Consider the following 24,621-nt stretch of genomic DNA (forward strand, 5'->3'; position numbering starts at 1 on the left):
ATAGCTCCTTTCTTCGTGCGTTCCGACTCAACCAACTTTCTGCCCCAACACCCACTCACTGAAAGCCCTCACCTCAACCTGCCGCTCCCGCCCCGGTACGCACACCACCGTATATCGCGCACCCGCCAAGCGAATCTCAGGCTGATAACCAACCAGTTGCCCGCGTGCAACCGCTTCCGCAACCAGCACATTACTGGCAAGCACCAGCCCATGCCCGGCGACCGCTGCCTGCAGAGCGTGCTGTTCCTCGTCATAGCGGCGCAGGCGCGCGTTTTGCAGCCAACCCAGGGTGCCGGACTTGGCGCACCATGCCGCCCAGTCCACCGTGACCTTTGTGCTGCTCAGCCAGGGGACGTCAATTAGTTCGATGGGCGAGCCCGCTGCGGGTGGTTGCCAGTCGGGGTGGCAATACACGCCGAAATATTCTTCCAGTAGAGTTTGCTCGAGCAGTTGAGGATCCGAGGTGAAGAGCGCACGGATCGCCAGGTCGATGCTGGCGTCACGTCGCAGGTCGATCACGTCGTTGCTGCTGTGCAGCCTGAGGTCGATCTCAGGATGTCTTCGATGAAAATCTCCGAGCCGAGGTATCAGCCACAGGCTGGCGAACGCTGGCGTTGTGCTCACCACCAGCGATTGCGCGGTACATGATGGCGATAGCGTTTGCAGGCCATGTTGGATATCGAGCAGCGCGCGGTGCATGTAGGGCTGGAGGCGTTCGCCGTCCGCGCTCAGGCGCACATTTTGACTGGAACGCTCGAACAGTCGCACGCCGAGAAACGCTTCAAGGCTTTTGACCTGATGGGAGATCGCCGCCGGGCTGACGTTCAGTTCCTGGGCCGCCGCCTTGAAGCTGCCCAGCCGTGCGGCGGATTCGAAGCCGCGCAAGGCGGTTAGGGGCAGTTTGGCGAACATGGGCGGGGAAGTTACTCAGGTTGAGCGAGGCTCAATTTAGCTCAATTGTGGGCCGGCGCTCAACTTGCCAGGCTGTGGTTCCCTTCCGCCATTCGTGGAGACAATCGATGCAAGGCGCCTCTCGCAAAATTCTTCAGGCCGTGCTCTATGAGGCCGGTGGTGTGCTTTTTGTCGCGCCATCCCTCGCGCTTATCTATGAGCAGGGAATGGGCTATTCAACCCTGCTGTCCTTGGTGATTTCCGCCGTTGCGCTGGGCTGGAACATGCTTTTCAACGGCCTGTTCGAATGGTGGGAGCGTCGTCAACCCAACCGCCATCGCAACTGGCGGCGCCGACTGCTTCATTCCCTTGGGTTCGAGGGCGGCTTGACCCTGATTCTGACGCCGGTAATTGGAGCCTGGTTGGGTATCGGCCTGTGGTTGGCGCTGGTGACGAATCTTGGATTATTTGTATTTTTCTTTTTTTATTCGTTGGTTTTCCAATGGGTATTTGATCGAGCGTTCGACGTGCCGCTTTCGGCTCAGTCGGATCAGGGCGTTACCGAACAGTCCAATCAGCACATGGCCGGAACACACCAGCACTGTCGCGCATCTACCGAAAAACGCACAATCGGAGTGCTCGGCAGTGGATGTGTACAGGATCGAGTTCGAGAACGACCGTTGGACACTTTATAAATCCCATGGCTACAAACCGATCCGCCAAGCGGACAGCCAAGGCGAGTTGATCGATCATGTTCTTGCCTTGACGCGGGGAGAGGGTGTCGTGGTTCGGTTCATTGCAGACGGCGGTATACGCGAGGTGAGATTGGGGGATGTGCAGGGGGACGAACCGCGTTCTGATTGAAGTGCCAGCGCCATGGTCTGCCCAACCCCATACCAATGAGCGAGAGGGCACACCAATGGCCGACGAGGAAGGGAAAAGGGGACGGATTTTTTTGCCGCTGCTGTAAAACTGCGACGTAGGATTTCTGAAAATGTCCTCAAGGGCGCTAATCAGGCCCACCCTGGCGACCCGCAACACACAGCGTCTGATCGATCAAGTCGGATAGTGGTTATTCGAGTCGAAATCCATCCTGAATTGCGAGCTGATATCGAGTTGGCACTCGCAGCCCATCCTTTTGCACTAGATCGGATAATTAAAGATTTTACCGTCTGCATGGTTAGCAAAGGTCAGACACTTCCCAGTTACATGGGGTGTGATCAGCCATATCACGAGCCGGCAGCGGCTCGATCCGGCCAACTTCGCCATATTCATATCCCTCTACCACCCCAAAAGTTCAGGGCTTCCGATCGGCAAGCCTAAAGAAAATGCGACATAAAGCGGCCGCAGTTGGATGCCGCTTTAGTCTACGTACAGGGCGAGCTTTACGAAGACCGATACATGATCCTCGCATTCGCGCCGTATGAATCCCCTTTGCCAATTTCTTAGCTCAAAACCCTGGTCTGTTCCTAGTCTTTCGCCATCCCTTTTTGGGGCGGCTTCGCCACCCAGCGGGAGCAAGCTCCCTCGCCACGGGGTTTGTGGTGTCGCGGCTCAGGCAGCCAAAGGCCAACCAATGCGCGCTGCACGGCGCAGGCTCGCCTTAACAACCAAGCGATGAAATGGCGCAATCACGAAGATATAGGCCCGGCCCAGACGGTTGTGACACTGGACCACGGTTGAGAAAACCAGTTGGCGACTACCTTCCTGCTCTACCTCTCCAGAGCACAGGATCGATATGCGGAAGTCGAGGTGCTTGTCGTCCTCTCCCAGCACGATTTCAGTCTGGTCGGTGCTGTAGACCTTGAAGATTTGAATCCGATGAGCAAGTGTTGCCAAATGCCTCGCTGTCTTGAGCCCAAAACGGGCAACGACAGTGTCTCGGACTTTCATGAGCCATCCGATCCAGGATGGCTGGTGGGAAAGGATGAATCGGGCGAGCACCTCTGGATCGCTGGATGTGCCCGCAGGGAGGCGAATCGCAAAAGCGTCCGCCAGGTTCGTCGACTTGTAAAGGTGGGTGACGCCGGACCTCGAGGGGACGGGCACGGACATAATGAGCTCAAATTCTCGGGGCATCGGAGATCTCTTCCTGAGTGCTAACTACCAATTAGATGACATGCCTTGTCGCGTTTCTTGTTGGGAGGCGGCCACTTCTCCTTGTCGGATACTGAGCCCGATCAGCGCATCATACAGCGCCTGCTGCCCGGCGGGCAGGACAGGGAGCAGCGTCGCGCGGCGCTTGTCGGCATCGAACCAGGACTCAACCAACCATCCCACCAGATAGAGCGCCGAAAGGCATCCGCCAGCGGTTGCGACGTTGCCCTGGCATACAAGAGGCTGGTCCACGGGCTCAAGCCCAAGGGCTTGCAAGCCCGATCGTGCATCCGGGTGTGTCGTTGCTCGGCCGCTGAGCAGCCCAAGCCGTTGGAGAATGAAAGCGCCGGCGCAGATGGAGCCGATTCGCTGGCGTTTCGGGTCAAGTTCAAACGACGGTAGGAAATCCGGGGAGGCCAGTGCGGCGGGTATTCCTTCGTTGCCGCTGGCGAACAATACCGCGTCGGCACTATTGGCCTCGGAAAGCGGACCGTGCACCGAAACAGGCAGGCCATGCGCCGATCGTACGACAGGGCTGGAACCCAATATTCGGACGTGCCAGTCCTCGGTGTTGCGGCCTAAGATGTCCCACATCAGGAATAGGTCGATATCGGTGAATTGGTCGAAAGCAACCAGGACGATTTTCTTCAAGGCGAGCTCCATGAAAAGTGCTGGCGTGCAAAACGCAACGGCCATCTTTGCTGGTGTTCGCAGGGTATCTATCGGTTGCGCGCCATACACAGTCTGTATGGTGCTAAATAGGGAGTGAAATAACGAATGGAAAAACTAACGCGTCACCATTGGATCGCGGCAGGTTTCGAGGCCCTCGATCAGACAGGGCATATTGGCGTGTCAGCCGAGAGTCTATCGCGCCGCTTGAATGTGACCCGCGGATCGTTCTATCACCATTTCCGCAATCGCGATGATTTTGTCCGCACCTTGCTGGCCGCTTGGGAAGAAGACTACACGGAGCGCATGCTCGCTTTTGCGGCCCAGGGTCGTAGCGCGGGCGAAATCTTGAAACGCTATTTGAATATTGCCGCTGAGAAACAACCTGGGCGGGAAGTCTCCATCCGAGCCTGGTCGCTGCACGATCCGTTGGTGGCCGAGTTTCTGCAGCGTGTAGACACACGACGATTGGACTTTGCGATACGGACGTGTCGTCGCTTGGCCCATAGGCCAGGCGAAGCAGCAGTGATGGGGCAGGTGGCCCACCTGTGCCTGATTGGGGGGCAACAGGCGGGGCTGCGGCGTGATGCCGCTCGTTTCAACCGTTTCGTGCATCGAGCTTTTTCACTTTTCGAAGGGGCTCTCCCACCGTGGCGATCCAGGTCGTGAGAAGCATAAACAAGGGACGTCCGTGATCTGATAGCGTCGTGTAAAAGGGCCATGAATGGGCCGTTTGAATGGGCAAACCATGTGTTCCGATGTCTATTCGGAATGAGGACCGTTAATGCCGTACAACTACACGAACGGTCGCTACCTGGTCTTTGGGATCCCAGCTCCAATTCGATGTACCACAGGGCCCTCTCGATATTCAGCATGACGATCTCCATGAATGCTGATGCGACGTTATCAAATGCATGGGGAGAACATTTGATCGTTCTTGCGGTTTCTGCTTTCTACGCCAGCGCGTATGAAAAAAGCCTTCAATAGCGGCGGTCGCTGTCTATTTCCGATAATCTTTCACGCCGGAACCCGGATCACCCACGCAACTCAAGGAAGAGACATGAACAGGACGCTCTGTACCGCTCTGAGTCTTTCGATTACTGCGTCATCTGCCGGGTGCGCCTCACAAGCTGTAAAGGAACCGTTTAAAGCGCCCCAGATTTACGGTTATACCTTGGGTCAGCCGCTTTCCAGCGATGAGTTCAAGGCGCTTTCCGCTACCGGAGGCGAGTCGCTCACGGGCTCCAAGATTTACAAGCGCGTCGATGAGCAAGGCGATACCTACGAGGTCTTCCTCGATCATCAGATTCGCCCAGATCTCATTACAAAGGCGAGTCGTGCTTTTGTCAGTCAGCCTGAATGTGAGGCTGAATTTGAGGTACAGGTCGCCCAGTTGAAGCAGCTCCTTGCCAGTCACGAAGACCGTACGCCAGTGATGGGTGATCGTTATGTCAGCTTGAGCACCACGCAATGCAATGTTGACCGGTATGATCAATCCCAAACCTATCGTTATGCCCTGATCGTGTCCGTGGACACCGTCGCCGCTCCCTCGAAACGAAGCCTGGGCGATAAGATCCACGATGCCTACGGGGCCGTCGGGATGACTGTGTTCGTCATCGCCCTGTTGCCGTTTGCGCTGGTTGCTTTGGCCGTTGATAAAGCCACCGATTGAGTTTCGTTCGGTCTCGGTTTTCTGTAGGAGAGGTAGTCCGCAAGGCCCCTTTTTGGAAAACGGCTGCCTGCACTGGGTTAGCTCATTGGTCAAAGGACATGGAATGCTCATTGTTTTCAGCGGTCTTCCCGGCACCGGCAAAACCACTATCGCCCGTGATCTCGCCGCTACGACAGGCGCCGTGTACCTGCGGATCGATACGATTGAGCGGGCGGTTAGAAACTCGGGGGCGCTTGCGCAAGATGTGGGGGCGCAGTGGCTACAGGATCGCCAATGAGCTTGCCCTGAGTAATCGGCCTGGGGTGGGTTGGCAGAAACATCAGGTGCAACCAATACTCCACCCCAATAACCACTCACTAAAAGCCCTCATCTCCACCTGCCGCTCCCACCCCGGCACGCACACCGTATATCGCGCGCCCGCCAAACGAACCTCAGGCCGGTAATCAATCAACTCCCCCCGCGTAACCGCGTCCGCAACCAGGCCATCCTCTATGAAGCTGGTGGTGTGCTGTTCGTGGCCCCGACGCTGGCGCTGACCTACGAACAAGGAATGGGCTATTCAACCCTGCTGTCCCTGGTGATTTCCGCCGTTGCGCTGGCTTGGAACATGCTTTTCAACGGCCTGTTCGAGGAGTGGGAGCGCCGCCAACCCAGCCGCCATCGCAACTGGCAGCGGCGGTTGCTGCATTCCCTTGGATTTGAAGGCGGCTTGACGCTGATCCTCACGCCGGTGATTAGCGCATGGTTGGGCATCAGCCTGTGGTTTAAAGTGACTCGTGTTAACCAGACTCAATATGTAGCCAACGCATGCCCTACGGAGCACCGTAGGGCCAATGCATCATTTTTTAAGTTGTTCGCGAACATCGGCCACCATCGGCCCAGCAGCCTTCACCGCTGCCTTGAGTACTTCTTCAGTCACTTCGAACTCATTCGCCCAGTACTTCAACTCCCAAGCTTCGGTAATGTTGATGCGGTTCCTGTCCTGCGGCCCGCGGTTGCTCAGGTCATCTGCCATTGTCGAGTTCCCTATGTAAGGCCTGGTATCGCCAGGCGACATGGGGTAGACAATTGGGAGGCGCTATCTGCGCAATAAAATTGCCCAAATTTCCACGACTCGGAAACAAAGAGCCCGCACACTCATGACGAGGTGCGGGCTCTTGAGACCCAAGCCTGCATTCAGAGACGCATGCCTTTGAACGGGTTCCAGCCTTGCTCGCCTTTTACTTCCTTGAGGTAGTACGCGTAGTTGGTCATCAGCGCATACATCATCGACATGGCGATGCTCAGACCCGTGCTCAACGGCCGCGGAAACTCCATCCCAATGATGGCGAAAATGACGCTCAAGGCGATGTTGATTGCCAGGAAAATACCCAGCAGGGCCAGGTTCTTCTTCCAGAGGCCCAGGACGAACAGGTAGATAGGGCCGAAGAAAAATGCGATCACGTTTGCATTGATCAGTATTTTTTTCTTGAAGCCAGGCAGCGCCTTGAAGGCTTCCTTGTAGCGCGGGTCGCTTGGCGCACCGTAGGTGTTAAAGAAGTCGAAGCGTTCCTGCCACTTGGTGCTGTATTTACCAGTGCTTTGTACTTGTTCAGTCGTGCTCATTTTCAAGGTTCCTGTTGTCCATAATTAATTTTTCTTTCTTCCAAGAAATCCTGTGCTCTGGTTTAGAACATTGGCTGCTTTGGTCTATTTGTCGAAAACGCACGTGAATCTTCAGAGGCGCCCATTTTGCCGCTTTAAGGCTGGAGGTGTGGAACATTCCGCACTGGCCGCTTGTGCGGTCGCCTGGTCTGTGACGGGCTTCACTCTATTGATTTGCTGGATTGCCCGCTAAAAAGTTCTCGGCATAGAGAATCAGCCTCATACTCCCAGTTTTACACTGTGGAAAACCAGAAGAGGCGATGTTTTGTCGAACGATCAATCCCATCTGTATGAGCTGACGCTGAAGCAAGTTTATGACGGTTTCAAGCAACTGATCCCCATCTCTCTTTTTGTCGTCGTGTTCGGTGTTGCTTTCGGCCTGGCGGCTGCACAAACGGGCCTGAGTGACACGTCAGCCGTGCTCATGAGCACGCTGGTTTTTGCCGGCGCTTCTCAATTTGCCGCGCTGGATCTGTGGGGCCAGCAAGTGCCGGTCGTTCCGCTGATGATCACTGTCTTCGCCATCAACGCCCGGCATTTGTTGATGGGCGCGACGCTTTATCCGTGGTTACGGGAGCTACCCGTTGCCAAACGATACGGTGTCATGTTGGTTGTTTCGGACGCCAACTGGGCCATGGCGATGCAGGCGTTCAACCGGGGCAAGCCGGGACTGGGGATTTTATTCGGTGGCGGCATTGCACTCTGGATCACTTGGATCCTGGGAAGTTGGCTGGGACTTCATTTTGGCAGCGTCATCGAGAACCCGGTCAGTTTCGGGCTCGATATGGTGATGGGCTGTTTCTTGTTGGCGATGGTCGTGGGTGGGAAGAAGAACCTGCGCATGTTCATCATCTGGACCGTGGCGGCATGCTCATCGCTATTGGCCTACTGGTATTTGCCGGCTAACAGCCATGTCGTGGTGGGTGCTCTGGCGGGGGGCGTTCTGGGCGCAGTGTGGATGGAGAAACAACAATGAACATTGAAACGGCGGGTTATGGCACCTTGCTTGTCATCTTGATCATGGCCGCAGTAACCTTGGCCACTCGGTGGGGCGGTGTTTTCGTGATGTCGTTCGTGCCGATCAACTATCGGGTGCAGCAGTTCATCACGGCCATGTCCGGCTCGGTGTTGGTGGCCGTGCTGGCTCCGCTGGCGGTTAAAGGTGACAACGGCGCACGCCTGGCTTTGCTGGCCACGGCAATCGTCATGCTGACGCTGAAAAAACCGCTGCCGGCAATTGCGGCCGGCATACTTGCAGCGGCTTTAGCCAGACAGTTTTGAACGGCCGAGTCGCCCGCTTACAAACGGGCGACTCCGCCCTGTCAACAGTCAAAAACTCAGCGCAGCCGCTTCCCCGAACGAGTGATCCTGTATACCCGTCATGAAGTGCAGCGACATCTCCTGTGGCGCCTCGATGGGCGGAATTTCAAAACTTCCCACCACCTGTCCCTGAAGCGCACTCAACCGCATCGACTCTTCTTCCTTTAACTTTGCCATTCTCGCGTGGTTCGCTGCGATTTCGTTGAGAGTTGACACGGTACATCTCCGTTTGCTGACCAAGCATTGATAAATGTGCTGCCGCGTCAGAATCATGTCGTTCTTGGCTGCTGAGACAGGCCAGTGCAAACCCTGAGCCAGACATGGCCGCCTGTAGACTCCAACATTTAACAGGTGACGAATGGTGGGTAGACGCGCATCGACGCTGGCAACGATGCAACCATGCCTCAAGAATAAGTCACTGATAATACAAGCCGAGGCTCCGGCGGGGTTAATCTGAATCGGTGCGGTAGACGCTTGTCCCCTGTGCTGATTGCCTGTTCATCACGACCACACCGATGCCGATCAGGCTGGTGACCACCGCCAGCAGCACAATGACCTCCTGCGTCCCAACCGGTGCCGCCAACACCGCGACGAGCAAGCCCGCGAACGGTTGCGACAGGTTGTTGAGCAGCGTAATCACGCCGACGGTCTTGCCAAAGTCCTGTGGGGGAATGACCTGCTGACGGATGCTGCGCATGTACACGTTGAACATCTTGTCGAAACCGACGATCAGCAGGAAACCGACGACGTAGCCCCAGATGTTCGGGCTGAGCGCGGTGATGAAAGCGCCGAGGGCAATCAGCATGTAGGAGAGGGCGCCGAGAAGTTTCAGAGGCAAGGTGACCCGGGCCAGGAGAAACAGGATGACGATGGTGGTCACGGCACCGGCCGCCTGCAACCCGGCGTAATCATCTTTTCCGGCGCCATAGTGGCCGATGACCATGGCCGCCGACGTGGCGAGGGTGACGCCGATGATCAGGTTGACGCCCACCGCCAGGCTGATGACTTTTTTCAGTTCCGCCAAGTTGCGGATGTGACCCAGGGCAATGCGCAGCGGGTTCAACCAGAGGTCGTGGTGTTGCTCGAAGGACTCAAGGGTGACCGAGCTGGTGCGTTGCCAGTACAACATGGCCAGGTCTGCCAGCAGGAACAGTCCGGCGATCGCCAGCAGCACCCAGTGCCACGCCCACACTTCAAGCAGCAGCGCTGCGACCAGCGGGCCCAGTACCAAGCCGGTCTGGTCGGCGATTTGCGAATAGGACAGTGTCTTGGTGTAGGTGTAGTGCTTGAAGATGTAAGGCATGACCACTTCGCGGGCCATGATGCCTTGGGTAGTCAACACGCCACAGAGGGCCGACAGGGCCACGATCCAATAAACACCGCCAAAGACGCCATAGAGCAAGACTGCGACGCCGCAGGCTGCGGCGCGATAGACCTGGCTGATATGCAGGATGCGAATCGGCGGAAACTTGTCGCACAGCGCGCCGCAGATCGGGAACGCCAGGTAGCGTGGCAAGGATTCGACAAAGAACGCCAGGCCCGCCCAGGAGACGCTATTGGTGGTCTGGAAGACAATCAGCGGGACGATGAACAACAAGATCTGATCGGCCAACCGCGAGAGGAACATCGAGACGAAAAAAGCCAGGTAATCCTTGCGCATGAAGCTCCTTGATTGCGGTGTTCAGGGGTTGTCCGGTCCAGGCAAGCGACGCGCAGCGTGATATGGAACTAATATCACCGTCAGTCTCTATATCTTTACAGGGGATGTCCCTTCTTCGAGAGAACTGCCATGTTCAAATCGCGCTCGTTGATTGCCGCAGTGACCTGTTTTGCCCTGGCGGCCAGCCCTGGCATTGTTGTCGCGGACCCGGGAAACGGCAAGGGAAACGCTCAATTTGATCAAGGTCCCGGTCAAGGGCAAGGAGGCAAGGGCGGGCAGGGCAACAAGGGGCGGCAAGGGAATCCTGGGAACAAGGGCAACCAAGGTGGTGGCGATTGGCATAACGGCCCCAGCATCGATCGTGGCGGCATCCTGGGTGTGATTGGCGGTTATCGCGATTATTGGAGCCCCGGCCCGGCATTGCCGCCGGGCATTCAGAAAAACCTGGCCCGAGGCAAGCCGGTGCCCCCCGGCATTGCGAAGAAGCTCGATGGCCGGCTGTTGGGACGCTTGCCGCACTATGACGGTTATGAATGGCAGCAGGTCGGCTCGGACCTGATCCTGGTGGCGATTGCCACTGGCATCATTTATGAAGTGCTCAACGGTGCGTTCGACTGAGCCGGAGCTTCCAGTTAGGAAATGAAACCTGTGGGAGCGAGCCTGCTCGCGAAAGCGGTGTGTCATTCAGCATTGAGGTTGGCTGACCCGACGCCTTCGCGAGCAGGCTCGCTCCCACATTTTTTCCAGGTGTTCTCGGGTAGCGCATTTCCCCCTGCGGGAGTGAGCTTGCTCCCACAGGATTTATATCAGCTTTCCAGCTGCCGCAAGCGCTTGTACAAGGTATTGCGGCTGACTCCCAGCCGTCTCGCCAGATGCGAAATATTCCCGCCCACGGCCTGCAACTGGCGGTTCAAGTCTTCAGCATCGTTGAGGTCCACCGTCAGTGGTTCGGGCGTTTCCACCGGCTCCATGTCCAGGTCGACAAAAAAATCGTCGGGCAGGTGCTCTGGGCGGATCGGTTGTTCCTCGGCCATCGCCAAGGCGACTTGCAGCACGCTGCTGACTTGCCGCAGGTTGCCGGGCCAAGGATGCCGCTCGAATAAATCCGTCACTTCACGGCTCAGGCCGGCCCATTGGGTCGGTTCGCGGTGATGTTCCCAAAGGCGTTTGAACAGCGCCTGCTTGTCGCTGCGTTCGCGCAGGGGCGGCAGTTCGAGGGTCAGGCCGCCGATGCGGTAGTACAGGTCCTCACGAAAACGCCCCAGTTGCACCTGTTCACGCAACGAACGGTTGGTGGCGGAGATGATGCGAATGTCCACCGGGAACAGCTCGGCGCTGCCCACCGGTTGCACGCAACGTTCCTGCAGGACCCGCAACAGCCTGGCCTGGGTCGGCAGGGGCATGTCACCGATCTCGTCGAGGAACAACGTGCCGCGATCCGCTTTGCGGATCAGGCCGATGCTGCCTTTTTGATTGGCGCCGGTGAAGGCGCCTTTTTCATACCCGAACAGTTCCGATTCCACCAGCTCCGCTGGAATGGCCGCGCAGTTGACCGCAATGAACGGCTGTTGGCAGCGCGAGCTGGCCTGGTGCAGAGCCTTGACGAACACTTCCTTGCCGACACCGGTCTCGCCGTGGATCAGCAGCGGAATATCTTTTTCCAGCAAACGCTCGGCCTGCCGCACGGCTTTTTCCACGCGGCTGTCGCCGAAGTGCAGCGAGTTGAGGCTGATGCCGGTATTGGCCGGTGCTGGCGTGGGCGAGGGCGCCGGTTCGGCGAAGATGCGCGGCTTGACCGAAACCTGTTTCGGTCGCCTGAGCACACACTGGAACCGATTGCGTCCGGAGGCCTGCAAGGCGAACGGCAGGCCGTCGGGCTGGTTCAGCAATTCCATCAGTGAAACCTTGAACAGGCTTTCAATGCTCACCCGCGACAGGCTCAGGCCCAACAGGTTGTCTGCGCGGCGGTTGGCCGAGAGCACTTGGCCGCTTTCATCGAAGATCAGCAGCCCGGCCCATTGGCTGTCGAGGTTGTTCAGGCCGGTGTTGAACGTCAGCTGGAAATGTTCACCGCGAAACAGGTTGAGGATCAGCCGATTTTCCACGGTCTGGCTCATCATCTTGACCATGCCCAGGGTATGGGAGGGCGGCAGGTAGCTGTCGCTGGAGACGTCCAGCACGGCGATGACCTTGCGCTCGGCATCGAAGATCGGGGCGGCGGAGCCGGTCATGAACCGGTTGGCCTTGAGGAAGTGTTCATCGTGTTCAATGTGAACGGCCTGCTCGCAGGCCAATGCTGTGCCGATCGCGTTGGTCCCGATGCAGCGCTCCATCCAGCTCGCCCCGGCGCTGAAGCCATGGGCCAGTTTCGGTTCGATGAAGCGCTGGGTGCCCCAGGACGTCAGGACCTGTCCTTGATTATCGGCCAGCATGATCAGGCAGTTGGAGTTGCTCAGGATGTTCTCGTAGTACGGCAGCACTTCCTGGTGAGTGGTCTGCACCAGTGAATGCTGACTCTCCAACAACTGGGCAATACCTTCGGCCGGCAGTTGGTCGAACGCGGGCACGCTCTGGTGGTTCAGGCCAAAGGCACGGCAACGGGACCAGGAAGCCTGGATGATGGCCTCGTGGGACAAGGCAGGAGCAGGTGCGGCCATGGGGCACTCTCGCAGGTGCTGTTTTTATTGTTGTGGCAAGTCTCGCACAGAGTCCTTGTGCTGGGGCAGGCCCTAACACCACATAGGTGTACGGCCCTTGTGGGAGCGAGCCTGCTCGCGAAGGCGGTGGATCAGTCAGATGGATTTAACTGACACATCGCTTTCGCGAGCAGGCTCGCGCCCACAGGTTCTATTAAGTGGTGTTCCAAAATGTTCATTGTCAACCGACTGGTTGTTCAGTTGTTCATTCATGGTTGTTCACTTGTGTTCATCAGTGAACGTCTTTTTTCAGTGAATCAAACGAAATACCAGCCTGATCAGTGACTTATGATTTCTGGCACGGCTTTCGCTTTCTTACTTGGGTCGCTTGACTCCAAATAATAAAAAGGCCGAGCCATGTCATTAAAGCTTGAGCACATCTGTCGCACCGTCGAAGGCCAGACCTGGATCGACGATGCCAATCTGAATTTCGAACCCGGATCCTTCAACGTTTTGCTGGGCCGCACGCTATCCGGCAAGACCAGCCTCATGCGCTTGATGGCCGGGCTGGACAAGCCCGACAGCGGCCGCATCCTGATGAACGGCGTCGACGTCACCCAGCGCCCGGTGCGGTTGCGCAACGTGTCGATGGTCTACCAGCAGTTCATCAATTACCCGACCATGACCGTTTTCGAAAATATCGCCTCGCCGTTGCGCCAGGCAGGCGTGGCCGAGGAGATCATCCAGGGCAAGGTCCTGGAAACCGCGAAAATGCTGCGGATCGAGAAATTCCTCAAGCGCCATCCTCTGGAATTGTCCGGAGGCCAGCAGCAGCGCACGGCCATGGCGCGGGCCCTGGTCAAGGACGCCGAGTTGATCCTGTTCGACGAGCCGCTGGTGAACCTGGACTACAAGTTGCGCGAAGAGCTGCGCCAGGAAATGCGCGAGCTGTTCGAGGCCCGTCATACCATCGCCGTCTACGCCACCACCGAGCCTAACGAAGCGCTGGCCTTGGGCGGCACCACGACCATTCTTCACGAAGGCCGGGTGATCCAGAGCGGCAAGTCTTCTTCGGTCTATCACCAGCCACAAACCGTGCTGGCCGCCGAACTGTTTTCCGAACCACCGATCAACCTCATGCCGGGGCGTATCGCCGGCAATGAGGTCAGCTTCGCCAATTTCGTGCATTTCCCGCTGAACGTCGACCTTCGCCCGGTGGGCGAGGGCGAGTTCCGTTTCGGCGTGCGCCCCAGCCATATTTCCCTGGTGCCGAGCAACGACGATGACCTTGAACTGGCGGTGACCGTCGAGGTGGCCGAGATCAGCGGCTCGGAGACATTCCTGCACGTGCGCAACGAACATTTCCTGCTGGTGCTGCATTTGCCGGGGGTGCATGAATACGACGTGGACGCGCCGATCCGCATCTACATTCCGACCCACAAACTGTTTGTCTTCGACGCCGAGGGCAAGCTGGTCCAAGCCCCGGGTCAGCGTATTGCGAGGGTTGCCTGATGGCCGAAATTCGTTTGCAGAACCTCGCCCACAGCTACACCAGCACCCCGGCGAGCCCCGAGGACTACGCGATCCGCGAGATGAACCACATCTGGGAGCAGGGCGGTGCCTATGCGCTGCTCGGGCCTTCGGGCTGCGGCAAGTCCACCTTGCTCAACATCATTTCCGGCTTGCTCAGCCCTTCCGAAGGGCAAGTGATGTTCGACAGCAAAGTCGTCAACGAACTGTCCCCGGAGCGGCGCAACATCGCCCAGGTGTTCCAGTTTCCGGTGGTCTACGACACCATGACGGTGTTCGACAACCTGGCATTCCCGCTGCGCAACCAGGGCATGGCCGAGGCGCGGATCCACACCAAGGTGCAGGAAATCGCCGAGGTCCTGGACCTGCAGAATCTACTGGATAAAAAGGCTCGCAACCTCACCGCCGACGAGAAACAGAAAGTCTCCATGGGCCGTGGGTTGGTGCGCGACGATGTGTCGGCAATTCTGTTCGACGAGCCGCTGACGGTGATCGACCCGCATCTGAAATGGAAACTTCGGCGCAAGCTCAAGCAGATCCACGAGCAGTTCAACATCACCATGGTCTACGTCACCCACGATCAGTTGGAGGCCTCGACGTTCGCCGACAAGATCGCCGTGATGTACGGCGGGCAGATCGTGCAGTTCGGCACACCCCGGGACTTGTTCGAGCGCCCGAGCCACACCTTCGTCGGCTACTTCATCGGCAGCCCGGGAATGAACCTGATAGAGGTCACGGCGCAGCCCGGTGGCGTTGGCTTCGGGTCGACCCATTTGCCCCTGTCGCAAACCTTGCAACGGCGTGTCGCCGAAGCCGAGGGCAAAAGCCTGAAGGTCGGCATCCGTCCGGAGTTCGTCCACGTCTGGGATGGCCCTTACGACGACGCGATGCGCGCTGACGTGGTCCACGTCGAAGACCTGGGCACCTACAAGATCCTGACCCTCAACCTCGATGGCGCTCCGCTGAAAGTGCGCCTGGCCGAAGACAAGCCGGTGCCGGAAGGCACCGCGTACATCAGTTTTCCGGGCCAATGGCTGATGGTCTATGCCGATGAATATTTGCTTGAACCGGTGGGCGAGGTGCAGCCATGAACAAGGTGCAGAACAACAAGGCCTGGTGGCTGGTGTTGCCGGTGTTCCTGCTGGTGGCCTTCAGTGCCGTGATCCCGATGATGACCGTGGTCAACTATTCGGTGCAGGACATCTTCGACCAGTCCAGCCGATATTTCGTCGGCGCCGACTGGTACAAGCAGGTGCTGCTCGATCCACGGCTGCACGATTCGCTGTTGCGCCAGTTCATCTACTCGGCGTGCGTGCTGCTGATTGAAATTCCCCTGGGTATCGCCATTGCCCTGACCATGCCGACCAAAGGCAAGTGGTCGTCCCTGGTGCTGATCATCCTGGCGATTCCGCTGCTGATTCCGTGGAACGTGGTCGGCACCATCTGGCAGATTTTCGGCCGCGCCGACATCGGCTTGCTGGGCTCGACGCTCAATGGGCTGGGCATTAACTATAACTACGCGGCCAACACCATGGATGCCTGGGTCACCGTGTTGGTGATGGACGTCTGGCACTGGACGTCGCTGGTGGCGCTGCTGTGCTATTCGGGGCTACGGGCAATTCCCGACGTCTATTATCAGGCGGCACGGATCGACCGGGCGTCCAACTGGGCGGTGTTCCGGCACATCCAGCTGCCGAAGATGAAAAGCGTGCTGCTGATCGCCGTGATGCTGCGCTTCATGGACAGCTTCATGATCTACACCGAGCCGTTCGTCCTCACCGGCGGCGGGCCGGGCAACGCTACCACGTTCCTCAGCCAGACCCTGACGCAGATGGCCATCGGTCAATTCGACCTGGGCCCGGCGGCGGCGTTTTCCCTGGTGTACTTCCTGATCATTCTGTTGGTGTCCTGGCTGTTCTATACCGCCATGACGCACGCCGACGCCAACCGTTGAGGCCCGCAAAATGAGCAAGAGAAAGCTGATTCCACTGCTGATCTACATCCTGTTCCTGCTGGTGCCCATCTACTGGCTGCTGAACATGTCGTTCAAGAGCAACACCGAGATCCTCGGCGGCCTGTCCCTGTGGCCGCAGGATTTCACCTTCCAGAACTACAAGGTGATCTTCACCGATCCGAGCTGGTACACCGGTTACCTCAACTCGCTGTACTACGTGAGCCTGAACACGGTGATTTCCCTGGGCGTTGCGTTGCCGGCGGCCTATGCGTTTTCCCGCTATCGGTTCCTGGGGGACAAGCACCTGTTCTTCTGGCTGCTGACCAACCGCATGGCGCCACCGGCGGTGTTCCTGTTGCCGTTCTTCCAGCTGTATTCGTCCATCGGCCTGTTCGACACCCACATCGCCGTGGCCCTGGCTCACTGCTTGTTCAACGTGCCGCTGGCGGTGTGGATCCTCGAAGGGTTCATGTCCGGGGTGCCAAAAGAAATTGACGAGACCGCCTACATTGACGGCTACAGTTTCCCCAAGTTCTTCGTCAAGATCTTCATCCCGTTGATCGGCTCCGGCATCGGTGTCACGGCGTTTTTCTGCTTCATGTTTTCCTGGGTCGAACTGTTGCTCGCGCGCACGCTCACCTCGGTCAATGCCAAGCCGATCGCGGCGGTCATGACGCGCACGGTGTCGGCGTCGGGTATCGACTGGGGCGTGCTGGCGGCGGCGGGGGTGTTGACCATCCTGCCGGGCATGCTGGTGATCTGGTTCGTTCGCAACCACGTGGCCAAGGGCTTTGCCCTGGGCCGGGTCTGAGGAGTCGATGATGGAATGGATGAACTGGACCGTCCCGACGGCGGCGTTTTTTGGTGTCATCGCCTTGTTGTTGATAGGCATGACCACATGGGAACTGCGTTCGCCGAGTATCCCTCGGCGTGGTTTCCTGCCGATTGCCACCACCCGTGGCGATCGGTTGTTTATCGGTCTTCTCGGTAGCGCCTACCTGCATCTGCTGGTGATCGGCGCCACCGACTGGAGCATCTGGATAGCGTTCGCGTTGTCTTTGGTGTGGCTGTTGGCAGTGATGCGGTGGGGCTAGTCGCTCGACGATCAGGCTCTTAAACCCAAACAGGAGGTCTCTATGTTCGATAAAAACAATAAGCTGCGACATAGCGTTTCATTGGCAGCCGCGCTGGCACTCAGCGGGCTGAGCGCTACGGCCTGGGCCGACGCCTATGAAGACGCCGCTAAAAAATGGATCGGCAGTGAATTCAAGCCGTCGACGCTGACAGCCGAGCAGCAGCTCGAAGAGTTGAAGTGGTTCATCAAGGCGGCCGAGCCGTTTCGCGGGATGAAAATCAACGTGGTGTCGGAAACCATCGCCACCCACGAGTATGAATCCAAGGTGCTGGCCAAGGCCTTCAACGAAATCACCGGGATCCAGCTGACCCACGACCTGCTGCAGGAAGGCGACGTGGTGGAGAAGCTGCAGACCCAGATGCAATCGGACAAGAATATCTATGACGGCTGGGTCAACGACTCGGACCTGATCGGTACGCACTTTCGCTACGGCAAGACCGAGTCGATCACCGACCTGATGGCCAACGAAGGCAAGAATTTCACTTCGCCAACCTTGGACCTGAAAGACTTCATCGGCATTTCCTTCACCACCGCGCCGGACGGCAAGGTCTATCAACTGCCGGACCAGCAGTTCGCCAACCTGTACTGGTTCCGCGCCGACTGGTTCGAGCGTGCGGACCTGAAGGCCAAGTTCAAGGAAAAGTACGGCTACGAGCTGGGTGTGCCAGTGAACTGGTCGGCTTATGAAGACATCGCCAAGTTCTTCTCCGAGGACGTCAAAGAGATCGACGGCAAGCGCGTCTACGGCCACATGGACTACGGCAAGAAAGACCCGTCCCTGGGCTGGCGCTTCACCGATGCCTGGTTCTCCATGGCCGGCGGCGGCGACAAGGGCCTGCCCAACGGTTTGCCAGTGGACGAGTGGGGTATCCGCGTCGAGGACTGCCATCCAGTGGGCTCTAGCGTGACCCGTGGCGGGGACACCAACGGCCCCGCGGCCGTGTTCGCCACCACCAAGTACGTGGACTGGATGAAGAAGTACGCGCCACCGGAAGCGGCTGGCATGACCTTCTCCGAATCCGGCCCGGTGCCGTCCCAGGGCAACATCGCCCAGCAGATTTTCTGGTACACCGCTTTCACGGCCGACATGACCAAGCCGGGCCTGCCGGTGGTGAACGCCGACGGCACGCCGAAATGGCGCATGGCGCCTTCGCCACGCGGTCCGTATTGGGAAGAGGGCATGAAGCTGGGCTATCAGGACGTGGGTTCCTGGACGTTCATGAAGTCCACGCCTGAGAAACAGCGCCTCGCGGCCTGGCTCTACGCACAGTTCGTAACCTCCAAGACCGTGTCGCTGAAAAAGACGATCGTTGGCCTGACGCCGATTCGCGAATCGGACATCAACTCCCAAGCGATGACCGACCTGGCGCCGAAGCTCGGTGGCCTGGTGGAGTTCTACCGCAGCCCAGCCCGCGTGCAATGGTCGCCGACCGGGACCAACGTGCCGGACTACCCACGCTTGGCGCAGTTGTGGTGGAGCCACATCGCCGAAGCGGCCAGCGGCGAGAAAACTCCGCAGCAAGCCCTCGATGGCTTGGCCAAGGACCAGGACGCCATCATGACGCGTCTGGAACGCTCCAAGGCTCAAGCCACCTGCGCACCTAAGATGAACCCTGAGCGCGACGCGCAATACTGGTTCGATCAGCCGGGCGCACCGAAGCCGAAACTGGCGAACGAGAAGCCTAAAGGTGAAACCGTGAGCTACACCGAGCTGCTGAAATCGTGGGAAGCGGCGCGTAAATAACGTTGCACTGGCAAATAAGGAGACGGCACCGAAAGGTGCCGTTTTTATTTTCCAGTCGTCAAAGCGCGACGCATGGCCTCGGCTATCGCGGGCTCCAAGGCATTGTGGCCCGCCTCGACCAATATGCTGCGCACGTTCAGGTGCTGCTTGAGCCAGCGCAGGCTTTCAATGCCATGGCGGTCCTTCAGGCCCTGTACCACCGTCACGGTGGCCTGGGAATCCAGGCGCGTATCGGCGAGCGTGAAAAAATATCCCTCAAGATGAAAGTGCAGCTCCAGGCGCAGGGCTCGCAGGACACTGTGGTCGACACATCGCGCCAAGGCAGTTGGACACACGCCCACGCCGCTGGGCTTGAGCACGGTTAGTAGCCAATGCACGGCGGCTTGTCGTTGGCGGTCTGAGTCTGCATGACCAAGCTCGTCGAAAATCTGCCGTGGGTCCGTGGCGCGGCTGACTGGCCCGACACTTGCCAGCCATTGGCACAGGTCGCGGTCATACGCCTTGACGATGACGGCGCTGGGCACGAATACCGACGCAAGTAGCACCCTGAGCACCGCATGGGAAAAGCGACGTTGGTACTGGATCGCCAGCCAACTGCCCCAGGAAACGCCCAGAAGGTTGATTCGCTTGAAACCGAAGTGCTCGCGCAGGGCCTCGATGTCAAGAACGGACAGCGACGTGTTGTTGTGCAGGTGATCACCTTCCGACGTCGAGCGACCGCAGCCACGCTGGTCAAACACAATGACGTCGAAATCATGCAGATGCACCAGCTCCAGATACCGATGATTGAAGCGGCCCCCCGGGCCTCCATGCAGCACCATCATTGGCTCTCGCCCGGGTGTGCCATGACGTTCCCAATACAGCCGGTGGCCATCGTCCGTGGGGTAGTAACCGCTGTTCAGCGGGCGCGTCATGGCCGATCCCTCTCCAGTACATAAAACTGAAAGAGCTGTCCGGTGGTGCCACACGAAGCGAGGCTGGAAACAACTGACAACGCACATTGTTGAGCCAGATAGCGCATCGCCGGCAGTACGGGCGTGTGCCCAAACACGATAAGCTTGCCGCCGGGGACGAGTGTCGACACCCGTCGGCGCAGTAACTGTTCGGCTTGGGCGCGGGTCATGACCTCGGCGTTGAGGAACCGAAGCACCAATACATCACAATAATCGATGACGGGTTCGTCGTTGGCGGCATCGGCCAGCCGAAAATCCACCAGGCGTCCATAACGATCGCGCGCAGCTTCTATCATCGAGAACGAACGATCCGACCCGATACAACGGCTGCCCGGCAAGGCCTGGGCCAGATGATGGATGAACGTCCCGGTGGAGCACGCTGGATCGTGGATCACCGCGCCAGGCTTCAGCGATGACCGCAGCAACGTGGAGCAGTGATGCCGTATGTGCGCTTCGCTATCATCGAGTTCGCGGGCGAGCGCGTCAGTGAACGCCCAGTGATTTTCAGGGCATACGAATTCCCGCCCGTCGCTGTCAAACGCGGGAAAAGGAAAATGGATTTCACCGTCCGGGTCATCCAGCGCATCCGCGAATGCTGCGACCTTGTCGGCCCGCCGGGTTGCTTGATAGTCGAGCTGCAGGCCGTCATTGCCCCAATGAAACTGACCGAGTGGGCCGAGCAACATCCAGGGCTCGATCCGACTGTCCGAGCGTGGGCGTCCCCGTTCGTGCTGCTGCAACGTCTTGCGGCCAACCCAATCGCGGCCCCGGCAACGCAGGATGAAAATGTGGTTGAGACCCGCGCCTGGGGGTTCGACGAAACGCCCCCACGAACCAGGCGCCAGAGGTTCGGCTTGCAAGAGTGCTTCCAGACCTAGTTCGCGCCGCAGGCGCAGCCGCGTCGTATGGTTATGCATGGGGCGCAGGCCCCCCCAGGGCGCGTTGTCTTCCCCGGGCCATGGGCACGACGACGTTACCGCTGGATACGATGTAGAAACGCTCCAGCCCAGGCACTACCACGCTGGCGAGCGTGGTGCCCGCCTCGGATCGGTAAATTGTCGAACAGCCGGCGGTGTATCCGTGTTGTTCCAAGTCCCCGGCCAGCTGCTGAATCTGCGCCTTCAACGGACGGGCTTCCAGGGCTTTGGGCAGGGTGACAACGGTTTGCGGTCGGGTATCAAGTAGATGGCTCGAATCAAAACGCATGCAGCGTTGCAACCGGGCGAATCCCGCCAAATGGCGCTCGGCATTGGTCAGGTGCTGACGAAATGGCGCCTCGCTGGCGTTAAGGTGCAGTTGCACCAGCTCGGCAAGGGCTCGCGAAGCCGCGTGATGGGGATCCAATGAGGTGCCTGAGCCAAAGACATTGGGCGGTCCGCCGCAGGTTTTGGCGACAGCCAGGCAAGAAGTCGCTGCGAATTGAGTACTGATGTCCAGCAGTACGATCTGCGCGCCGATCTCTGCCTGGGCTTCGGCCCACAATCGCCCCAGCGCCTCATCGGTGGGCAAGGGGTGAACGATGCGCAGGGCGGTGGCATTGCGGTAATAAAAGTGATCCAACAGGAATATGGAAACCGCGTCCCGCTCCAGGCACTCGTTGAGACCATGGAGCACGGCTTCATCATGGGTCGCTCCAATGGCGGTCCCGCTGCTGCTGGAGTACCGACGTAACGAACGGTAATCGGTCGTATCGGTTGGCAACGGGTCGTTGGCGTAGCGGGGCATCGACAAGGCGATGGGATAGTGAAACGAGGTGCCGTCATTGATGGCCCTGTACGTGCGGCACGCGATCCGACAATCGGGCTGCTCCCGCAGCGTTTCCAAAAGATCCTCTTTGCCCGATAGGGCAGCGATCAGGTCGCGGAGAGGCAACACGTCGAGGTCCATGACAAGGGCCGGGTCGCTCAGGTAGTGCTCCAATGCTTCGTACAGCGCGCCGACCCGGGCCTGTTCGGCATGTCCCTTGCCGCAACCCATGGCTTTTCGCCGTGAGTCGCCGACTTCAGCCTGAACCGACACGATCCAGCTACCCAAGGTGCGCAGGCTGCTTTCCAGTCCAAGGGCTCGCAGCTCCGCTTCGATTTGCCGGGCTGATTGAGTCAAGGTCAACTCGCGTTCTGGTATAGGAGGTGCATTCATTGTCTTCGCTCCTGGAACGGGGACACTTCGTGCCCCCGTTTTTATTTACTCGGCGTCAAGTTCGGTTTTTTCGCCCGGGCTCAGTTGCAGGTCCTCCATCAGTTGTTCTGGGACGAGAGCGTCCGGGTTGTCCAGCTCGTTACCCAGGTCGGTGAGTTCGTTAGCATTCCAACTGGCCATATAGCCCATGAGTCATTTCCTTTTTGAAGGGGATAGGGAACGCCGTCTCCGCGGCGCAGGGAAACCTTATGAAGCACGGGGGGTGGGGTCAAACATGACGATTTGTAAGCAGGGCAGGAGCGGGGCACGGCGAACACATCCGCTTTCATTGTGGTGCTTGAAAGAGTGAATCCCGCTATCGGGCCCTGGTGCGAGGATGCGATTGGGGCTGAATAAGGATTTGGATGTAGGGTTGTATTAGCTACGAAGCAAGACACTGCCAGGCGTACGGGGAGGTGATTTCTTCGGATGTTGTAATCCAGGGCCCAGCATCGTGCGTTCGTCGGGGATATTAAGCGGAAAACTGAAGCCGTTTCCTACAAAGTTAAATCGAGCGGAAACGGTCAGCCCGCCTTGGCTGGGCTCGCCCCGGAGTGTCCGGCAATTGGCGACGCCGTGGATTTCATCAACGCATCCAGCGCCTGGCGATACGTGCGGCCCGCCAGGCTCATGCTGTTGTTGTGCGTGGCTCCTGGCACCAACAGCAAACGCTTGGGTTCACGGGCGGCGTTGAACAACTGCTCGCTGAAACGCGGCGGTACGTAGCGGTCGGCGGCGCCATGGACAATCAGCAGCGGCATGTTGATCTGGCCGATCTTGTCGATGGAATCGAACTTCTGCGACAGCAACCAGCGCACCGGCAAGGATGTGTCCGCCATCGCAGTGGCGACATCACCCAACGACGTAAACGTGGATTCGATCACCAGGCCCCTGGCCGGTACGGCGCTGCCACTGCTCGCGGCTTTCTGAGCCAGATCCGCAGCGAGATCAACCGCGACGGCACCGCCCAGTGAATGACCGTAGATCAGCCGCAAGGCCGGGTCCGGTTGCAGCGTTTCGAGGCGCTCCCAGGCGATTCGCGCGTCCTCGTAGACACTGGATTCCGATGGCAGGTCGCCCTGGCTTTTGCCGAAGCCACGGTAATCGATCGCCAGCACCGAATAGCCCAAGGCCCTCAGCTGCTGGATGCGAAACAACTGGCCCGTCAGGTTCCAGCGCACGCCGTGCAGGTACAGGATGGCCGGCGCGTCCTTGCGTTCGGCCGGCCACCACCAGCCGTGAATGTTTTCCCCGGCCCTGAGCTGCTTGGGCTTGAGATCGAATTCCTGCACACCGCTGGGAAGGCCACTGAACCAGCTCGCCGTCCCCGGCTCGATGCGAAACACCAGCTCGCGCTCCTTGTGTTGCAACACTGCACAGCCGACCGGCAAACCGGCCACTATCGCGACCATGAACGACCAGGCCAGCCAGCGCTGTTTGAGACGAGAGAATAAAGAAGGCATCGATGCGATTCGCTACGGGTAACAGAAGTTGCCTTTTAGCAGATTCGCGCAGGGGCGCGCAGGAGTTTCGGACAACTTGCCACTGGGTGCCTCGCTCTGCCTTGGGAGGGCGAGTGCAAGCCGATCGAACTCTCGCCGTTTCGTCCCACTCGAAACTCAATATCCATCCTTACCGAGGACGACGCCATGACGAACGAACATTCCAAAGGACAAACCCAAGCCGACAATCATGCACCCGCCAAGGATGCCACCGGCGCCCCGGTGCCAGTGGTGGAGCGCGACGTTCACCACCCCGATCCGGCGACCGACAAGGTAGATAAGACCATCACGCCCAAGTCGATCAAAAGCCACGAGCAGGATGCCGAAAAACTGCAGGACGAGGTGGCTCAAGTGGAGAAAAAGCTCGACCGCTAGGCAAGCCTGTCATTCGTCCGGAGGGCCCTTTGCGCAACTGGAAATTACTCCACCCGTGTGCCTTACTGCCTGTTCCTTAGGGGAGGGCGACGGGATGCGACGTAGAAGCGCACAGTATTGGCTTTGGGTGAACAGTCGGCTGCCGGGCCGCAACCATGAAGAAATCCTCGACGACGGCACCCATGTCGAGGTCCAGGCGAGGATCAATCACCAGTCCGTCACGCAGGTCTTCGTCTGTGTCTATCGTCCAAACGGCGCCGTTTGGGTCGAGCAATTCCATGACCGGAGCATGCGCGAGCCGCTGTGCCAGGCGTTGGAGTGGGGCTTGGGCCGGGCGCGGGAAATCGTCGCCGGTACGGCAGGCTTCAAGGCACCGCACAAGATCCAGACGACCCTGGGCCCCCTGATCAAGGACGAATGCGCCTTGGCCCTGCGTCGCATGGACATGAGCGATGAAGAACGACTCCGGCTCAAGGCTCGGGATGCATGGGCTGAATACGTCAACGCCAAGCAAGCGATGCTCGCATTGATGCGTTCGGCCCGGGTCGACGCCGACGTATGGGAGGAGCAAAAACGTCGACTGCGCGAAGCCATCGATCGCCGCGCCTCGCTGGCGCGGGCAAGCCTGGACCACTGACACACGCCCCTCCGTGGCGAGGGA

General features: G+C 58.8%; 26 protein-coding genes and 3 pseudogenes. 16 read left to right on the plus strand and 13 right to left on the minus strand.

Features of this window, described 5'->3' with window-relative positions:
- Nucleotides 1-27: 27 nt before the first annotated feature.
- Nucleotides 28-912 carry a LysR substrate-binding domain-containing protein gene (locus ACLK1G_RS12835; protein WP_420765761.1) on the minus strand — a complete coding sequence of 295 codons (885 nt, stop codon included), beginning with the start codon at nucleotides 910-912 and terminating at the stop codon, nucleotides 28-30.
- A 107-nt stretch (nucleotides 913-1,019) separates the two neighbouring features.
- Between ACLK1G_RS12835 and ACLK1G_RS12840 the strand changes: the two are divergent.
- Nucleotides 1,020-1,436: pseudogene (locus ACLK1G_RS12840) on the plus strand (PACE efflux transporter); the annotation flags it as partial.
- Nucleotides 1,437-2,445: 1,009 nt separating this feature from the next.
- Here ACLK1G_RS12840 and ACLK1G_RS12845 read toward each other — a convergent pair.
- Both ACLK1G_RS12845 and ACLK1G_RS12850 read right to left on the minus strand, forming a co-directional pair.
- Entirely contained in the window at nucleotides 2,446-2,970 is a 525-nt protein-coding gene (locus ACLK1G_RS12845) for a DUF2867 domain-containing protein (protein ID WP_420765762.1), read from the minus strand.
- A gap of 24 nt (nucleotides 2,971-2,994) precedes the next feature.
- Nucleotides 2,995-3,639 (minus strand): DJ-1/PfpI family protein, encoded by a 645-nt coding sequence (locus ACLK1G_RS12850; RefSeq protein WP_420765763.1) that lies wholly within the window; start codon nucleotides 3,637-3,639, stop codon nucleotides 2,995-2,997.
- Nucleotides 3,640-3,765: 126 nt separating this feature from the next.
- On the opposite strand from ACLK1G_RS12850, the gene ACLK1G_RS12855 reads away from it, so the two are divergent.
- The 4 genes and pseudogenes from ACLK1G_RS12855 to ACLK1G_RS25855 all read left to right on the plus strand — a co-directional run bounded on the left by ACLK1G_RS12855 (nucleotide 3,766) and on the right by ACLK1G_RS25855 (nucleotide 6,422).
- A complete protein-coding gene (locus ACLK1G_RS12855) occupies nucleotides 3,766-4,326 on the plus strand; it encodes a TetR/AcrR family transcriptional regulator (RefSeq protein WP_420765764.1) in 561 nt (186 codons plus the stop codon).
- Nucleotides 4,327-4,717: 391 nt separating this feature from the next.
- On the plus strand, nucleotides 4,718-5,329 hold the full coding sequence (locus ACLK1G_RS12860) for a hypothetical protein (protein ID WP_420765765.1): 612 nt from the start codon (nucleotides 4,718-4,720) through the stop codon (nucleotides 5,327-5,329).
- A gap of 103 nt (nucleotides 5,330-5,432) precedes the next feature.
- Nucleotides 5,433-5,622, plus strand: a pseudogene (locus ACLK1G_RS12865) (P-loop nucleotide/nucleoside kinase family protein); the annotation flags it as partial.
- Nucleotides 5,623-5,834: 212 nt separating this feature from the next.
- Entirely contained in the window at nucleotides 5,835-6,422 is a 588-nt protein-coding gene (locus ACLK1G_RS25855; protein WP_489685932.1) for a PACE efflux transporter, read from the plus strand.
- Between the two features lie 83 nt (nucleotides 6,423-6,505).
- Here the strand turns inward: ACLK1G_RS25855 and ACLK1G_RS12880 are convergent, their stop codons facing one another.
- Complete coding sequence (locus ACLK1G_RS12880) at nucleotides 6,506-6,934, minus strand: DUF2628 domain-containing protein (RefSeq protein ID WP_420765766.1); 429 nt, start codon at nucleotides 6,932-6,934, stop codon at nucleotides 6,506-6,508.
- 304 nt (nucleotides 6,935-7,238) lie between these two features.
- Between ACLK1G_RS12880 and ACLK1G_RS12885 the strand changes: the two genes are divergently transcribed.
- The gene (locus tag ACLK1G_RS12885) at nucleotides 7,239-7,949 is read left to right on the plus strand and encodes an AzlC family ABC transporter permease (protein ID WP_420765767.1); all 711 of its coding nucleotides are present in this window, start codon (nucleotides 7,239-7,241) and stop codon (nucleotides 7,947-7,949) included.
- Complete coding sequence (locus tag ACLK1G_RS12890; RefSeq protein WP_186707518.1) at nucleotides 7,946-8,254, plus strand: AzlD family protein; 309 nt, start codon at nucleotides 7,946-7,948, stop codon at nucleotides 8,252-8,254. The genes ACLK1G_RS12885 and ACLK1G_RS12890 overlap by 4 nt, the downstream gene beginning before the upstream one ends.
- Nucleotides 8,255-8,302: 48 nt before the next feature.
- On the opposite strand, the gene ACLK1G_RS12895 is transcribed toward ACLK1G_RS12890, so the two are convergent.
- Nucleotides 8,303-8,509, minus strand: coding sequence for a hypothetical protein (locus ACLK1G_RS12895; protein WP_420765768.1), 207 nt, complete (start codon nucleotides 8,507-8,509; stop codon nucleotides 8,303-8,305).
- Nucleotides 8,510-8,741: 232 nt separating this feature from the next.
- Nucleotides 8,742-9,953, minus strand: coding sequence for an MFS transporter (locus ACLK1G_RS12900; RefSeq protein ID WP_420765769.1), 1,212 nt, complete (start codon nucleotides 9,951-9,953; stop codon nucleotides 8,742-8,744).
- A 129-nt stretch (nucleotides 9,954-10,082) separates the two neighbouring features.
- Here ACLK1G_RS12900 and ACLK1G_RS12905 point away from each other — a divergent pair, with 129 nt between their 5' ends.
- Complete coding sequence (locus tag ACLK1G_RS12905; RefSeq protein ID WP_420765770.1) at nucleotides 10,083-10,571, plus strand: anti-virulence regulator CigR family protein; 489 nt, start codon at nucleotides 10,083-10,085, stop codon at nucleotides 10,569-10,571.
- Between the two features lie 16 nt (nucleotides 10,572-10,587).
- Here the strand turns inward: ACLK1G_RS12905 and ACLK1G_RS12910 are convergent.
- Both ACLK1G_RS12910 and ACLK1G_RS12915 read right to left on the minus strand, forming a co-directional pair.
- A pseudogene (locus ACLK1G_RS12910) lies at nucleotides 10,588-10,719 on the minus strand (metal ABC transporter ATP-binding protein); the annotation flags it as partial.
- 40 nt (nucleotides 10,720-10,759) lie between these two features.
- Nucleotides 10,760-12,610 carry a sigma-54-dependent Fis family transcriptional regulator gene (locus tag ACLK1G_RS12915; RefSeq protein ID WP_420765771.1) on the minus strand — a complete coding sequence of 617 codons (1,851 nt, stop codon included), beginning with the start codon at nucleotides 12,608-12,610 and terminating at the stop codon, nucleotides 10,760-10,762.
- Between the two features lie 396 nt (nucleotides 12,611-13,006).
- Between ACLK1G_RS12915 and ACLK1G_RS12920 the strand changes: the two genes are divergently transcribed.
- Genes ACLK1G_RS12920 through ACLK1G_RS12945 form a run of 6 tightly spaced genes read left to right on the plus strand, consistent with a single transcriptional unit; the run spans nucleotide 13,007 to nucleotide 18,952 of the window.
- The gene (locus ACLK1G_RS12920; protein ID WP_420765772.1) at nucleotides 13,007-14,101 is read left to right on the plus strand and encodes an ABC transporter ATP-binding protein; all 1,095 of its coding nucleotides are present in this window, start codon (nucleotides 13,007-13,009) and stop codon (nucleotides 14,099-14,101) included.
- On the plus strand, nucleotides 14,101-15,210 hold the full coding sequence (locus ACLK1G_RS12925) for an ABC transporter ATP-binding protein (protein WP_420765773.1): 1,110 nt from the start codon (nucleotides 14,101-14,103) through the stop codon (nucleotides 15,208-15,210). The genes ACLK1G_RS12920 and ACLK1G_RS12925 overlap by 1 nt, the downstream gene beginning before the upstream one ends.
- Entirely contained in the window at nucleotides 15,207-16,073 is an 867-nt protein-coding gene (locus ACLK1G_RS12930) for a carbohydrate ABC transporter permease (RefSeq protein WP_420765774.1), read from the plus strand. Before ACLK1G_RS12925 ends, ACLK1G_RS12930 begins: the two co-directional genes overlap by 4 nt.
- A gap of 10 nt (nucleotides 16,074-16,083) precedes the next feature.
- Nucleotides 16,084-16,884 carry a carbohydrate ABC transporter permease gene (locus tag ACLK1G_RS12935; protein ID WP_420765775.1) on the plus strand — a complete coding sequence of 267 codons (801 nt, stop codon included), beginning with the start codon at nucleotides 16,084-16,086 and terminating at the stop codon, nucleotides 16,882-16,884.
- A gap of 10 nt (nucleotides 16,885-16,894) precedes the next feature.
- Nucleotides 16,895-17,167 (plus strand): DUF2160 domain-containing protein, encoded by a 273-nt coding sequence (locus ACLK1G_RS12940; RefSeq protein ID WP_030142071.1) that lies wholly within the window; start codon nucleotides 16,895-16,897, stop codon nucleotides 17,165-17,167.
- Between the two features lie 42 nt (nucleotides 17,168-17,209).
- Nucleotides 17,210-18,952 carry an ABC transporter substrate-binding protein gene (locus tag ACLK1G_RS12945; protein ID WP_420765776.1) on the plus strand — a complete coding sequence of 581 codons (1,743 nt, stop codon included), beginning with the start codon at nucleotides 17,210-17,212 and terminating at the stop codon, nucleotides 18,950-18,952.
- Between the two features lie 44 nt (nucleotides 18,953-18,996).
- Here the strand turns inward: ACLK1G_RS12945 and ACLK1G_RS12950 are convergent, their stop codons facing one another.
- The 5 genes from ACLK1G_RS12950 to ACLK1G_RS12970 form a co-directional block, all read right to left on the minus strand.
- On the minus strand, nucleotides 18,997-19,866 hold the full coding sequence (locus tag ACLK1G_RS12950) for an alpha/beta fold hydrolase (RefSeq protein ID WP_420765777.1): 870 nt from the start codon (nucleotides 19,864-19,866) through the stop codon (nucleotides 18,997-18,999).
- Entirely contained in the window at nucleotides 19,863-20,822 is a 960-nt protein-coding gene (locus ACLK1G_RS12955; RefSeq protein WP_420765778.1) for a class I SAM-dependent methyltransferase, read from the minus strand. Before ACLK1G_RS12955 ends, ACLK1G_RS12950 begins: the two co-directional genes overlap by 4 nt.
- On the minus strand, nucleotides 20,815-22,044 hold the full coding sequence (locus ACLK1G_RS12960) for a YcaO-like family protein (RefSeq protein WP_420765779.1): 1,230 nt from the start codon (nucleotides 22,042-22,044) through the stop codon (nucleotides 20,815-20,817). The genes ACLK1G_RS12955 and ACLK1G_RS12960 overlap by 8 nt, the downstream gene beginning before the upstream one ends.
- A gap of 45 nt (nucleotides 22,045-22,089) precedes the next feature.
- Nucleotides 22,090-22,233: a hypothetical protein gene (locus ACLK1G_RS12965; protein ID WP_420765780.1), complete on the minus strand. Its 144-nt coding sequence runs from the start codon at nucleotides 22,231-22,233 to the stop codon at nucleotides 22,090-22,092.
- A gap of 374 nt (nucleotides 22,234-22,607) precedes the next feature.
- Nucleotides 22,608-23,546, minus strand: coding sequence for an alpha/beta hydrolase (locus ACLK1G_RS12970; protein WP_420765781.1), 939 nt, complete (start codon nucleotides 23,544-23,546; stop codon nucleotides 22,608-22,610).
- Between the two features lie 186 nt (nucleotides 23,547-23,732).
- On the opposite strand from ACLK1G_RS12970, the gene ACLK1G_RS12975 reads away from it, so the two are divergent.
- Nucleotides 23,733-23,960 carry a hypothetical protein gene (locus ACLK1G_RS12975; RefSeq protein WP_420765782.1) on the plus strand — a complete coding sequence of 76 codons (228 nt, stop codon included), beginning with the start codon at nucleotides 23,733-23,735 and terminating at the stop codon, nucleotides 23,958-23,960.
- A gap of 94 nt (nucleotides 23,961-24,054) precedes the next feature.
- Complete coding sequence (locus ACLK1G_RS12980) at nucleotides 24,055-24,597, plus strand: hypothetical protein (RefSeq protein WP_420765783.1); 543 nt, start codon at nucleotides 24,055-24,057, stop codon at nucleotides 24,595-24,597.
- Nucleotides 24,598-24,621: the final 24 nt, after the last annotated feature.

Origin of the sequence: Pseudomonas algeriensis (genome assembly GCF_048847255.1) — a bacterium.
Lineage (GTDB): Bacteria > Pseudomonadota > Gammaproteobacteria > Pseudomonadales > Pseudomonadaceae > Aquipseudomonas.